Source organism: Protofrankia sp. Cr2, from assembly GCF_963555885.1.
In the GTDB taxonomy this organism is placed as follows: Bacteria; Actinomycetota; Actinomycetes; order Frankiales; family Frankiaceae; genus Protofrankia.
Map to the genome: position 1 here is coordinate 1 of NZ_CAUVXG010000051.1, position 13177 is coordinate 13177.

Below are 13177 nucleotides of genomic sequence, written 5' to 3' on the forward strand. Positions count from 1 at the left end.
GGGTGGGTCCGCGTGTCATATTGGTCAGCATCCCCGGGCAACCCCCGGCTTCGCCGTCCATGCCTCCCACCCGTCGAGGCATCTCGTCCGAGGGAGTATGTGATGACTGCTACAACCGACCATTCCGTTGGTCAGGCCGGGCCGGATCCGTCCACGCGGGTACCGGCTGTGCCGGCCGCACCTGCGGACGTGCCCGGATCGGTCGGCCGCGACACCGACCCCGCCTTTGTCCTGCACAAGGGTGGGAAGATCGGCTTGGCTGTGACCGTTGCGTTGAACGATCATGAGGACCTGTCGCTCGCCTACACTCCCGGCGTCGCTCGGGTCTGCATGGCCATAGCGGCCGAGCCCGGGCTCGCCGACGACTTCACCTGGCGGTCCAATGCGGTCGCCGTGGTGACCGACGGCACGGCGGTGCTGGGCCTCGGCGACATCGGCCCGGCCGCGGCGCTACCGGTCATGGAGGGCAAGGCCGCACTTTTCAAACACTTTGCCGGCGTGGACGCGGTGCCGATCTGCCTCGACTGCACCGAGGTCGAGGAGATCGTGGAGACCATTGTCCGGTTGGCGCCCGGTTTCGGCGGCATCAACCTGGAGGACATCTCCGCGCCGCGATGCTTTGCCATTGAGCAACTGCTGCAGAGTCGGGTGGACATCCCGGTGTTTCACGACGACCAGCACGGGACGGCCATCGTGACGCTGGCTGCCCTTGAGAACGCCGCGCGCCTGACCGGCCGACGTCTCGCCGACCTGCGTGTGGTCGTGTCCGGCGCGGGTGCCGCGGGCGTGGCCGTGACCCGCATCCTGCTGGCGGCCGGCATCGGAGACATTGCGGTCGGTGACAGTCGTGGCATGCTGCACACGGGGCGTTCCGATCTCACCCCGATCAAGACGATGGTCGCGGCCGAGACCAATCGGGCCGGCCTGTCGGGTTCGATCAATGCTGCGCTTGCCGGAGCCGATGTCTTCATCGGTCTGTCGTCAGGCAAGGTGCCCGAGCACGCTGTGGCGTCGATGGCGCCGGAGGCGATCGTCTTCGCCATGGCGAATCCCGATCCTGAAGTCGACCCGGAGGTCGCGCACCGCTATGCACGGGTTGTGGCGACGGGTCGAAGCGATTACCCGAACCAGATCAACAACGTCTTGGCCTTTCCGGGCGTGTTCCGAGGTGCACTGGATGTTCGCGCGAGCCGGATCACCGAGCCGATGAAGCTGGCGGCGGCCAACGCCCTCGCCGCGGTGATCGCGGATGAATTGACCGAGCAGCACATCATCCCGAGCGTGTTCGACGACCGGGTGGCGCCGGCGGTCGCCACCGCTGTGGCGCAGCAGGCCCGCGTCGACGGAGTCGCCCGGCGGTAGCGGCCGGGGGTAACCCCCCGTGGCATCTCGGCAACGGTCCCAGATGGCGTCTCAGGTGCTGTCTGGGGCCGACACCCACAACCAGGGTGCCCTCCCTCCGCCACCTCGCGATCTACGCGTCCCGGCCCCGTTTCTTGATCCACACCGCTATTGCCGGTCGCTCTTAACGATGTGAATCTGATGCTCCTGCCACAACACCAGATTCACATCGTTCCCAAAGACCCAGCGGGCTGGTGTGGCGCGCCCACGTTCCGGTCGATTTTTCCGATCAGACACGTCCGCAGCCGGCGCAAGGGCGGTTCTCGGAGGCGTCCATCAAGGGCCGGAGCGTCCCGCATCCTTTGTAGCTACAGGAGACGAAGTCCGTCGCCGAAACGATGACGATCGTGTCGTTGCCGGTGTGTGCAGATGGTGCAGGGTCGGCTACCAGGACGGGTGCGTGCCGTCTGCGGCGGAACCATCGGGACGAGCCCGTACCGGTCACCGGTACCTGTTTGTGTGACACCACATCGAAGAGTGGAGCACAGTTTGGACGGCCACGCGACGGGCGCCGCGCTGCTCACGAGCATGCCTACCTGTTTGTTGTGATCAAATCGTTTGTCTGTCGGGTGGATTATGGTTCGGTGTCGATTGTGTCTCGCGCTGCCGATCGGCGGCACCGTCGGGTGGTCATCTCTCTGTAACCGCCGCTGCTGCGCCTGTGCATCGGTGGCTGCCGCATCGGTGGCTGCCGCATCGCATCCGCCGGTGGCTCTACTGTGTACCGATGCTCGCTGTTTGCGCCGTCTCGCAGAGCCCCGACGATCCGTTGTCCGGTCTGGCTGTCACGCAGCGGCCAGAACCTTCCGTCCCCGACGGCTGGACGACGGTGGCAGTCCGGGCGGCAGCGCTCAACCATCATGATCTGTTCAGCCTGCGCGGTGTCGGGCTACCGGCGGACCGGTTGCCGATGATTCTGGGATGTGACGCGGCCGGCGTGAGCGCGGAGGGTGAGGACGTGATCGTCCACGCGGTCATCGGAGACCCGGCCGCGGGTGGCGGCGACGAGACGCTCGACCCCCGGCGCTCGCTGCTCTCGGAGCTGCATCAGGGGACCCTTGCCGAGACGGTGACCGTACCGCGGCGCAACCTCGTGCCCAAGCCCGCGTCGCTGTCCTTCGAGGAGGCAGCCTGCCTGCCGACGGCCTGGCTGACCGCCTATCGGATGGTCGTCAATCGGGCCGGGTTGCCGCCCGCCGGTGGTGGCACCGTGCTGGTGCAGGGTGCCGGTGGCGGCGTGTCCACCGCTGCGATCATGATTGCGAAGGCTGCGGGCCACACCGTTCTCGTCACCTCGCGGGACGCATCCAAACGCGAGCGGGCAATCAAGATCGGTGCGGACGAAGCGTTCGAATCCGGGGCGCGGCTACCGGTCAAGGTGGATGCGGTCATCGAGACTGTCGGCGCGGCGACCTGGGAACACTCGGTGCGGGCGCTGCGCCCAGGCGGCCGGATCGTGTGCGCCGGCGCGACGAGCGGAGCGAACCCGCCGGCCGAGCTGAACCGGATCTTCTTCCTGCAGCTGTCGGTGATCGGCTCGACTATGGGCACCCGGGACGAGCTGGCCGATCTCGCGACCCTGGTCGATCAGGTCGGCCTACGGCCGCTCATCGCTGATGTCCGACCGTTGGCCGATGCTCGCGCGTCGTTCGCGCAGCTGGCCGACGGCGAGGTCTTCGGCAAACTCGTCCTCACCGTCTGATGCCGCCGTCAGCCGCCGGTCCCGGCCGGTCCCAGCCGTGCGGGGGGTCTCAGCCGTCCGGGTCGTCGAGGCGGGCCAGGTAGGTGGCCAGTTCCTCGACTGCATCCTCGTACTGAGGATGCAGATCGACGAACGCGCGCAATTCGTCGGCGAGCCAGTCGAGCGTCACGGTCTCCTCGCCGCGACGCGTCGACAGCTCCTCGATACCCCTGTCGGTGAAGTACACCGTCAGCTCCGCTTCCCGGTCCCGGTCCCTGTGACAGGCGCTCGCAGAGGGCCAAAGGGCGTGTGATGATCGTCAGATCGCGCGCCCGGAGGCCGCAGTCTCCGGAGCGCTATGCGGTGAACGCCGCCTCGACCAGCGCCTTCTGCTCCTTCTCGTGCACCGAGGAGGAGCCGGACGCGGGCGCGGCTGACGCCTTGCGTGACACCCGACGCAACCGTAGCCCCGCGGGCAGGGCGTCGGGCAGGTGGATGGCCATATGGGGGTAGGCGCCCTGGTTGGCCGGCTCCTCCTGGACCCAGACCACGTCGGCGAGGTTCGGGTAGCTTTTCAGGACGTCACCGAGCTCCGTCACCGGCGTCGGGTAGAGCTGTTCGATCCGGACGAGCGCGGTGTCGAGGAGTTTCTTGGCGGTCTGCTCGGCCAGGAGGTCGTAGTAGACCTTCCCGCCGGATAGCAGCACCTTCCGGACGCCGGCCCGGTCGCTGATCCCGGCATCGTCGATCACCGGCCGCCATGACCCGGACGTCAGCTCCTCGACCGTCGAGGTCGCGACCTTCAGCCGCAGCATCGACTTGGGGGTGAACACCACCACCGGACGCCGCACCGGCGAGAGCGCCTGACGACGCAGCAGGTGGAAGTAACTGGCCGGGCTCGACGGGGCGGAGACCATCATGTTGTTCTCGGCGCACAGCGACAGGAACCGCTCGATCCGGGCCGAGGAGTGGTCCGGGCCCTGACCCTCATAGCCGTGCGGGAGCAGGAGGCCGACCGAGTTGCGCTGGCCCCATTTGGCCTCACCCGCCGCGATGAACTCATCGATGATCGACTGTGCCCCGTTCGCGAAGTCGCCGAACTGGGCCTCCCACAGCACGAGCGCTTCTGGACGGGCCACCGAGTAGCCGTACTCGAAACCCATCGCCGCGAACTCGCTCAGCAGCGAGTCGTGGACGTAGAAGGTGCCGGCGCCCTCCTCGGCCTCCAGCGACTTCAGCGGGGAGTAGTCCTCACCGGTGTGCCGGTCGACCAGAACGGCGTGCCGCTGGCCGAAGGTGCCGCGCCGGCTGTCCTGCCCGGCAAGGCGGATGGGTCGACCGTCGAGCAGGATCGAACCGAACGCGATGGTCTCCGCGCACGCCCAGTCGATCATTCCGGTCGCGATCATCTGGGCCCGGCGTTCGAGCTGCGGACGCAGCCGTGGGTGGACGGTGAATCCGGCCGGCAGGGCGGTCTGCGTGTCGATGACCATCTTGATGGTGTCCAGGGACACGGCGGTGGACACGGCGGCCGCGGCCGCGGCCTCCTCCGGCGTCGTCACCAACCTGGGCCCGCGAGCCGGGCGTTGGGTGGTGTCACGGGTCTCCGCGAACGCCTTCTCCAGCTGCGCAGAGTAGTTCTTCATGGCCTGCTCGGCCTCGGCCAGCGTGATGTCACCACGGCCGATCAGCGCTTCGGTGTAGAGCTTGCGGACGGACCGCTTCGTGGCGATCGTGTCGTACATCAGCGGCTGGGTGAACGACGGCTCGTCCATCTCGTTGTGCCCGCGCCGCCGGTAGCACACCATGTCGATGACGACGTCCTTGTGGAACGCCTGTCGGTACTCGAAAGCCAACCGGGCGACCCGGACACACGCCTCGGGGTCGTCCCCGTTCACGTGGAAGATCGGGGCCTGCACCATCCGGGCGACGTCGGTCGCATACACCGACGAGCGGCTGGCGATCGGTGATGTCGTGAACCCGACCTGATTGTTGATGACGACGTGCACGGTCCCGCCGGTACGGTAACCACGCAGTTGCGAAAGGTTCAACGTTTCGGCGACCACGCCCTGGCCGGCGAAGGCTGCATCCCCGTGGACAAGCACGGGTAGGACGGTGAACCCCTCGGGACCCTTGTTGAGCATGTCCTGCTTGGCTCGGGTGACACCTTCCAGTACCGGGTCGACCGCTTCCAGATGGGACGGGTTGGACACCAGCGAGATCCGCACCTGGCGGCCGTCCGGACAGCTGTAGAGGCCCTCCGCGCCGAGGTGGTACTTCACATCGCCCGAACCGTGTGCGGTCTGCGGGTCGACGTAGCCCTCGAACTCGGCGAAGATCTGCCGGTAGGACTTGCCGACGATGTTGGCCAGCACGTTCAGGCGGCCGCGGTGGGCCATCCCGAAGGTGACCTCGTCCATTCCCGCCTCGGCGGCCCGCTGGAGTACCTCGTCGAGCAACGGGATCGCCGACTCGGAACCTTCGAGGGAGAACCGCCGCTGCCCCACGTACTTGGTCTGCAGGAACGACTCGAACGCCTCGGCCGCACCGAGGCGCTCGAGGACGTGCAGCTGCTCGGCCGGGTCCGGCCGCTCAGCGGCCCGCTCGACCCGCTGCTGGATCCAGCCCCGTTCGTCGGGCTCCTGGATGTGCATGTACTCGATGCCGACCCGACGACAGTAGGAGTCCCGCAGGACACCGAGAATATCGCGTAGCGTCATCCTACGGTGGCTGGCGAAGCCGTCGACGGGAAACTCGCGGTCGAGGTCCCACAGGGTCAGGCCGTGGCTGATGATGTCGAGGTCGGGATGGCTGCGGATGGCGAACTCGAGGGGGTTCGTGTCGGCCATGAGGTGTCCGCGCACCCGGTAGGCGTGGATCAGTTCGAGGACCCGGGTGCCGTGGTCGAGGTCACCTTCGTGGGACGAGGTGATGTCGGTGACCCACCGCACCGGCTCGTACGGGATGCGCAGCGAGCGGAAGATTCCCTCGTAGAAGTCGTCCTCGCCGAGCAACAGTTGGTGCATACGGCGCAGATACTCGCCGGACTGCGCACCCTGGATGATCCGGTGGTCGTAGGTGCTGGTCAACGTGATGATCTTCGAGACCGCCAGCTTCGCCAGCGTCTCGGTGGAGGCGCCCTGGAACTCGGCCGGGTACTCCATGGCACCGACGCCGATGATCGTCCCTTGACCCTGCATCAGGCGCGGCACCGAATGCACGGTGCCGATGCCACCGGGGTTGGTCAGAGTGATCGTCACATCGGCGAAGTCGTCGGCGGTGAGCTTGTTCGTCCGGGCCCGCCGCACAAGATCTTCGTAGGTGAGCCAGAACTGGCTGAAGTCCATGGCCTGGGCCTGCTTGACCGCAGCCACCACCAGCTGCCGGGAGGACCCCTTGACCAGGTCGATCGCGAGACCGAGGTTGACGTGCTCCGGTGCGGCCAGAGTCGGCTTGCCGTCCACCTCGGCATAGGAGTGGTTCATGGCCGGCGCCGTCTCGAGCGCCTTGATCATCGCGTACCCGATCAGATGGGTGAACGAGACCTTGCCGCCACGGGAACGGGCCAGATGCCGGTTGATGACGATCCGGTTGTCCGCGATCAGCTTGGCCGGCACCGCGCGTACGGAGGTCGCCGTCGGGACGTGCAGGGACGTCTCCATGTTGGCGACGACTCGAGCAGCGGCACCACGCAGTGGTGAGGTCGGGACGCCGTTCGTCGGGGCTGGTGCGAGGTACCCGGATGTCCGGGCCGGTGCCGGTGCCGGTGCCGGTGCCGGTGCCGGTGCCGGCACGGGTGTCACCGCGGCACTCGGTGCGCCGGTGGGCGCTGCGGCACTCCGTGCGCCGGTGGGCGTTGCGCCCACATCGCTCGGCTGCGGTACCGATGCGTCTGTGACAACCGGGGGGACTGGCCCGGTCGTACCCGGCTGCCCGTTCACCTCGCCCGGTTGATAGTCGGAGAGGAACTCGCGCCACTCCGGCGAAACACTCTCAGGGTCCGCGAGATACTGCTGGTAGATCTCGAATACCAGCCACTCGTTGGGGCCGAAGTCGGGTCCGGACTCGGGTACCGTCGGTGCTGTCACGGGGGCGTTCCCCTCTATCTACCCTTTGTTATGGCCCGCTGTGAGGGCCCTTCCGTTGCTGTGTGCTCAGGCTACTCGTCGGCTTCATCTGATCTGTCCGAACGCTGTGACCCGTGAGACAGGCCACGGGCATGGGAAGTGTGCCAGGATGTGACAGGGACCGTCCCGATGCGGGCATTCATGACGCATATACGGTGGATGAGCCGTGTATACGCCACGCATATGCGGTGGCTCGCATGGTGTCTGCGGTGGCTCGCATGGCATGTGCGGTGGCTCGCATGGCATGTGCGGTGGCTCGCATGGCATGTGCGGTGGATGCAGCCGCGAGCGCGCGCCCCCTGGGATGCGCTCCGGGACTTGATCTGGGACGTGCGAGGATCCACGCGTGGCGGTGTGGCTCGGGGTCGACGTGGGTGGCACCTTCACCGACCTGGTCGCGGTTGACGACGACGGCCAGCTGGTCTTCGCAAAGGTGCCGTCGGTGCCCGCCGACCCGTCGGTCGGCGTCCTGGCCGCCGTCCGTGGCGCCGGTCTCGCCACCGGTCCCGCGAGCACCGGCCCCGAGAGCGCAGGGTCCGGAGCTCCCGAGTCCGCAACGGTCGAGCGTTTCGCCCACGGCACCACCGTTGCCACCAACGCGTTGCTGGAGCGGCGGGGGGCGCGTACCGCTCTGGTGACCACCCGCGGGTTCGCCGACATCATCGAGATCGGTCGGCAGAACCGGCCGGCGCTTTACGACCTCACCCGCGATCGCCCGCCGGCACTGGTGCCGCGAGAACTCCGGTACACCGTCGTGGAACGCACCGGGCCGGACGGCGTGATCATCACGCTGGACGAAGACAGCCCGCGGGATGTCGCCGCGGCGCTCGCGACTGTTGACAATCTTCAGGCCGTGGCCGTGTGCCTGCTGTTCTCCTTCATCCATCCCGAGCACGAACGCCAGGTCGCCGACCTGTTACGCAGCAGCCTGCCCGGGGTGACGGTAGTGGCATCGCACGAGGTCCTCCCGCAGTTCCGGGAGTACGAGCGGTTCGCCACCACCGTCGCCGACGCCTACCTGACGCCGACGCTGTCGGCCTACCTGCGTGCCCTCGCCCGCCGGTGCGTGGCCGCGGGGCTGCCGGCGCCCATGGTCATGCAGTCCTCCGGCGGGGTGGTGGAGCTCGGGACCGCAGCCGCTCACGCCGCGGCATGCGTGCTGTCAGGGCCGGCCGGCGGAGTGGTCGGTGCCGCCTACGTCGCGGGGCTGTCGGGCGTGGCCGATCTGCTTACCTTCGACATGGGCGGAACGTCCACCGATGTCGCGCCGGTGCTGGGGGGACGTGCGCAGATCACCGCCGAGTCGGTGCTGGCCGGCATACCGATCACGTTGCCCACGGTGGACGTGCACTCGGTGAGCGCCGGCGGCGGGTCGGTGGCATGGGTGGACTCCGGGGGTGCCCTGCGGGTCGGGCCACGCTCGGCTGGTGCCGATCCCGGCCCGGCCTGCTATGGCCGCGGGGGCGCGGAGCCCACGGTGACCGACGCGGACCTGATGCTCGGCTATCTGGCCGACGGCGCGAGCCTCGGCGGCGAGGTCATCCTGTCGCGCGCGTCCGCCCACACGGCGTTGGCAGCTCTCGGTGTGGAATTGAGGACGAGCGCATCGGGGACGACCGGGGGAGACCTGGCTGCGGTGGCCGCGGCGGCCGGTGTGGTCGCCGTTGCCGACGCGGAGATGGTCCGGGCGCTGCGGGTGGTCTCGGTGGAACGTGGGCTTGACCCGCGGGACCTGACCCTGGTGGCCTTCGGCGGCGCGGGCGGGATGCATGCCTGCGCGCTGGCCGAGGAGCTGGGGATGCGCCGGGTGCTGATGCCGTTGGCCGCCGGCGTCTTGTCCGCGCTGGGCCTCGCCCTCGGCGATGTCCGTCGGGACTACCTGCGCGCGGTGCGGGGCCTTCTCACCGACGTCGACCTGGCCGCGGCCTTCGCCGAGTTGATCAGGACCGCAGCCGGAGATGCCCAGCCCGCGGACCTGCCCGCGCTCACGGTCGAACTACTGGTCGACTGTCGGTATACCGGCCAGTCGCATGAGCTGACGATCGTGGCCGCGTCCGGCGGCGGGTTGCCGGGAGCCGGCGACGGTGTTTCCACCAGCCGGGTACGGGCGGCCTTCGAGACCGAGCACATGCGCAGGTACGGGCATGCGGCGCCCGGCCGGGCTGTCGAGGTGGTGGCCGTGCGGATGGTCACGACAGTGCCGGGTCGGCGCCCTCGGTTGACCGCACCGGCCGCCGATCCCGCCGCGGTGCGCGGCCGGCGCTCTGTGTACCTGGATGGTTCCTGGCAGGATGTGGATGTCGTGCCCCGCGCGGGGTTGGGGCCGGGCGACGGTGTCGCAGGGCCGGCGATCGTCGAGTTCACCGAGGCGACCTGCCTGGTGCGTGCCGGCTGGACCGCCGAGGTGGACGCGGTCGGCTCCCTCCTCCTCACCCGCCGTTAAGATCATTTCCGTCAGGAAATATCGATGGTGGACAGGATCAGTGCCGTCCCCGGAACGGGGTCTGCTCCGGGGCTGGTTGGTAACGTCATGGAGTGGGCTCGATGTTTCTTTCGGGGAGTTCGTCCGCGTCAATCATGGAACGCAGCAGCTCGGCAGTCCGGGTTGCGGTCAGCAGGCCGGCGGTCCATCCGGCGAGAACTGCTTGGCGCCAGGCAGGTCCGACCTCACCGACAGGCAGATCCGCTGCTGGTTCGGAGCCCAGCGTGGCGATGAAGTCACCCCGGCGGGGCGTGTCCGCGCGTACGCTCTGACTTTCCTCGGCATTGATCAGACCAAGTCGGCGCGCGGTGCTGACCGCAACGGACCAGGACACCCGGTAGGTACCGGCAATCCATATCAACCGGGTTCTTACGGGTCCGGATCGTTCCCAACCGGCGAGTATCGCGGATTCGGGTAGGAGCAGTTCCGCGGCAAACGCGTGGACGATCTGTTCTCGATCATCCAGGGATGCGGCCACTCCGACATCGCTGTGATAGGCATCGCCGAGTAGGTGATGGCCGAGTTCGTGGACTGCGGTGAAGCGGCGTCGTCCCGGTGCGGGGCGTCCTCCTACGACCGCCACTCCGAATCGGTCGGAAAGAAGGCTTGCTCCGTCGGCATCCCGGTCGACCACCAGGAGATACAAACCGAATGTCTCACAGGCAGCAGTGGGTGAATCCAGAGGCTGAGTCGGGGCGAGGCCGAGCACCCGGCGAATGTCCTGCGCAAGACTGCGGGCGTCGTGGGTCGTTTCTGCAGGGGTGGGCGCTGGCAGCTGCGGCGGAACCAGAAGTTCGTGATCGACAAGCCACCTGGTCTCACGTAGGTGAGTCTCGAGGTCGGTGTCGACGAGGTACCGCTCTTGGGCCGCACGGTCGGACTCGTCCACGAGCGCGGTCCGCCGGGAGACCACCGCTGCTGGCGGGCGGGTCACGAAGTGGGCGAGGGGCAGGCCGAGAACATCAGACAGCCGAAACAGCTCCAGGGCATCGAGCCGACGGGATCCGCCTTCGGCCCGCGCGAGCGCGGATCTCTCGAGATCAATTTTCGAGGCCAGGTCTGCCTGGGTGAGACCGGCTGCGAGCCTGGCTTGCCGGACCCGTTCGCCAACCTCCGACCACTGCTGCACAGGCTCCACGTGTGTGATTTTCCCACATCATCCCTCCGGTGGCCAGCGGTCAACAGGGTGGACCGCCGAGATGGACGAGGTCGGTCGAGCGGGAATGAGTGGGACTGGAACACGGCAGAAACAGATGTGTCATGTTTCACTGCGAATCTGACGCCCGTGCCGCGTCATGACCAGTTCGCAGGGCGAGGCTCCTTGACGGGGAGCCGTCCTGGCCCGGTGTCCGAGACGGCTGGCGGCCTTGACCGGGTTTGTCGTCCCGGGCGCCGCCGGCGGCCCCGGATGCCTCGGTGGTAGCGCAGTAGTGGCGCTGCAGCCCGGCAAGGGAAAAGTGGACGGAAAGCACTACCTGCCGTCCACCCCGGAAACGGTCAGGTGGGGGCACCTGCCTACTGCCGAGACCCGGCCCGTGCTGAGCGTGGAGTCGGGCGCCACGGTGACGGTCGACACGGTCAGCCAGGAGGGGATCCTCGACGACCAGGGGCGTGACCCGGACGCCTTCTTCGCCGGCTTCGGTGTCGCGACTTCCGAGGTTCTCGACGACGCCCGCATGATCGCTTCTTCTGGTATCCCGCATCGGTTCGGCGTGGACGGTCCACACGTGGTGACCGGCCCGGTGTTCGTCCACGGTGCTGAGCGCGGTGACGTGCTGCGGGTGGATGTGGTTTCGCTGCATCCTCGAGCCAGGTATGGCGTTGTGTCGACCCGTCACGGCGCGGGGCTGCTCGCCGGGGAGTTCCCCGAAGGCGACCCTCCCGGTCCCGACGCGAATGCCCGTAACTGGACGGCTTTCCGGACGACGAGCAGCTTCTGTACCGTCGAACGGCGCCGGGGCCGGCTTTTCGGGGCGCTGGGTGGAGCCGGCGGCCGGAAGGTGCGTTTTCCGCTGTCGCCGTTCATGGGCATCATGTCGGTGGCGATCGACGGTGCCGGTCCGGTTCGTTCGACCTCGGTCGGAACACATGGCGGAGCTCTCGACTGCGGGGACCTGAGTGTCGGTGCCCGGTTGTTTCTTCCGGTGGGGGTCCCCGGCGCGCTGTTTGCCGTCGGTGACCCGCATTATTCGTCGGGTGAAGGAAAGATCGCCATGGTTGCGCTTGAAGGGCCGCTGCGCGCGACCTTCCGGCTGACCGTGGTAAAGGAATCCGCCGCTCGGTCCGCTCTCGGAGCGCTGCGCGAACCTTTCGTCGAGACCGACACCCATTGGATTTCGATGGGGGCACACGCCGATCTCACGGATGCCGTGCGCCGGGCAACGCGCTCGGCCCTGCTCTTTCTGTCCACCCGACTCGGCATGAACCGGGCCGACGCGTTCGCGTACCTGTCCGCGGCGGCTACCTTCGGTATCGGCCGCGCGGCCGGCGATTCCCGGACGGCCTACTGCCGGATTCGCCGGGCCGACTTCGGCGAGCCGGCTATCGCCAAGCCTCGGCTGGTACGCCCCGCATTCGGACGGGTCGCCCCGACCGCTGACTCGCATGAGCCCCGGGACGGGCCGGACCCGGCGGCAGAAGGCGGACCGGATCCAGCCGGCGCTGATGGGCCGCGCAGCGTCGTGCCGGATGCGGGCGGTGGCGAGGATGCGGGTTGACCCGGGGCGACCCGGCGGCTGGCGGGTTTGTCGGTGGCGTGCGGTACGAAGGTCGTATGCCAGTGGAACAGCGCCCACCAACCGACCCTGGTCAGGCCGACCCTGGTCAGACAGACCCCGGTCAGACCGCTGACGCCGGGGCCGACCTGCGGGCACGGGCCGAGGCGCTGCTGCACACGCTCGCCGGTCCGACCGCGCGCCTGCGGGAGGACCAGTGGCAGGCCATCCGTGCGTTGGTCGCCGAGCGCCGTCGGGTCCTGCTGGTCCAGCGGACCGGCTGGGGCAAGTCCGCCGTGTACTTCATCGCGACGGCCCTGCTGCGATCGGTCGGTGCCGGCCCGACGGTGATCGTCTCGCCGCTGCTCGCGCTCATCCGGAACCAGGTGGCCGCGGCGGCGCGGGCCGGCATCCGGGCCGGCGAGATCCATTCGGGCAACGTGACGGAGTGGGACGCGGTCTACGCGCAGCTGCGTGCCGGCGAACTCGACGTGCTCCTGGTCGGTCCCGAACGGTTGAACAACCCGACTTTTCGTGACGATTACCTGCCCGAACTCGCGGCCACGACCGGTCTGGTCGTCGTGGACGAGGCGCACTGCATCTCCGACTGGGGGCACGACTTCCGGCCGGACTACCGTCGGTTGCGCACGCTGCTCGCAGGGCTGCGCCCGGATGTGCCGGTTCTCGCGACGACGGCGACCGCCAACGCGAGGGTCACCGACGATGTCGCCGAACAGCTGACAGGCCTCCGGCCGCGCGATCATGATTCTCC

General features: G+C 68.3%; 8 protein-coding genes. 5 read left to right on the plus strand and 3 right to left on the minus strand.

Annotated elements, in window-relative coordinates:
* The first annotated feature begins 102 nt into the window (after positions 1 to 102).
* The gene (locus U9978_RS19075) at positions 103 to 1362 is read left to right on the plus strand and encodes an NADP-dependent malic enzyme (protein ID WP_322762499.1); all 1260 of its coding nucleotides are present in this window, start codon (positions 103 to 105) and stop codon (positions 1360 to 1362) included.
* A gap of 766 nt (positions 1363 to 2128) precedes the next feature.
* Positions 2129 to 3103, plus strand: coding sequence for a zinc-binding dehydrogenase (locus tag U9978_RS19080; protein ID WP_322762500.1), 975 nt, complete (start codon positions 2129 to 2131; stop codon positions 3101 to 3103).
* 49 nt (positions 3104 to 3152) lie between these two features.
* Here the strand turns inward: U9978_RS19080 and U9978_RS19085 are convergent, their stop codons facing one another.
* Complete coding sequence (locus tag U9978_RS19085) at positions 3153 to 3329, minus strand: DUF6104 family protein (RefSeq protein ID WP_322762501.1); 177 nt, start codon at positions 3327 to 3329, stop codon at positions 3153 to 3155.
* 109 nt (positions 3330 to 3438) lie between these two features.
* Entirely contained in the window at positions 3439 to 7170 is a 3732-nt protein-coding gene (locus U9978_RS19090) for a multifunctional oxoglutarate decarboxylase/oxoglutarate dehydrogenase thiamine pyrophosphate-binding subunit/dihydrolipoyllysine-residue succinyltransferase subunit (protein WP_322762502.1), read from the minus strand.
* Between the two features lie 385 nt (positions 7171 to 7555).
* Between U9978_RS19090 and U9978_RS19095 the strand changes: the two genes are divergently transcribed.
* Entirely contained in the window at positions 7556 to 9652 is a 2097-nt protein-coding gene (locus U9978_RS19095; protein WP_322762503.1) for a hydantoinase/oxoprolinase family protein, read from the plus strand.
* A gap of 85 nt (positions 9653 to 9737) precedes the next feature.
* Here the strand turns inward: U9978_RS19095 and U9978_RS19100 are convergent, their stop codons facing one another.
* A complete protein-coding gene (locus U9978_RS19100; protein ID WP_322762504.1) occupies positions 9738 to 10820 on the minus strand; it encodes an XRE family transcriptional regulator in 1083 nt (360 codons plus the stop codon).
* Between the two features lie 301 nt (positions 10821 to 11121).
* Between U9978_RS19100 and U9978_RS19105 the strand changes: the two genes are divergently transcribed.
* Positions 11122 to 12408 carry an acetamidase/formamidase family protein gene (locus U9978_RS19105; protein ID WP_322762505.1) on the plus strand — a complete coding sequence of 429 codons (1287 nt, stop codon included), beginning with the start codon at positions 11122 to 11124 and terminating at the stop codon, positions 12406 to 12408.
* A 56-nt stretch (positions 12409 to 12464) separates the two neighbouring features.
* Positions 12465 to 13177 (plus strand): DEAD/DEAH box helicase (locus U9978_RS19110; protein ID WP_322762506.1); only part of this gene is annotated, 713 nt, incomplete at its 3' end.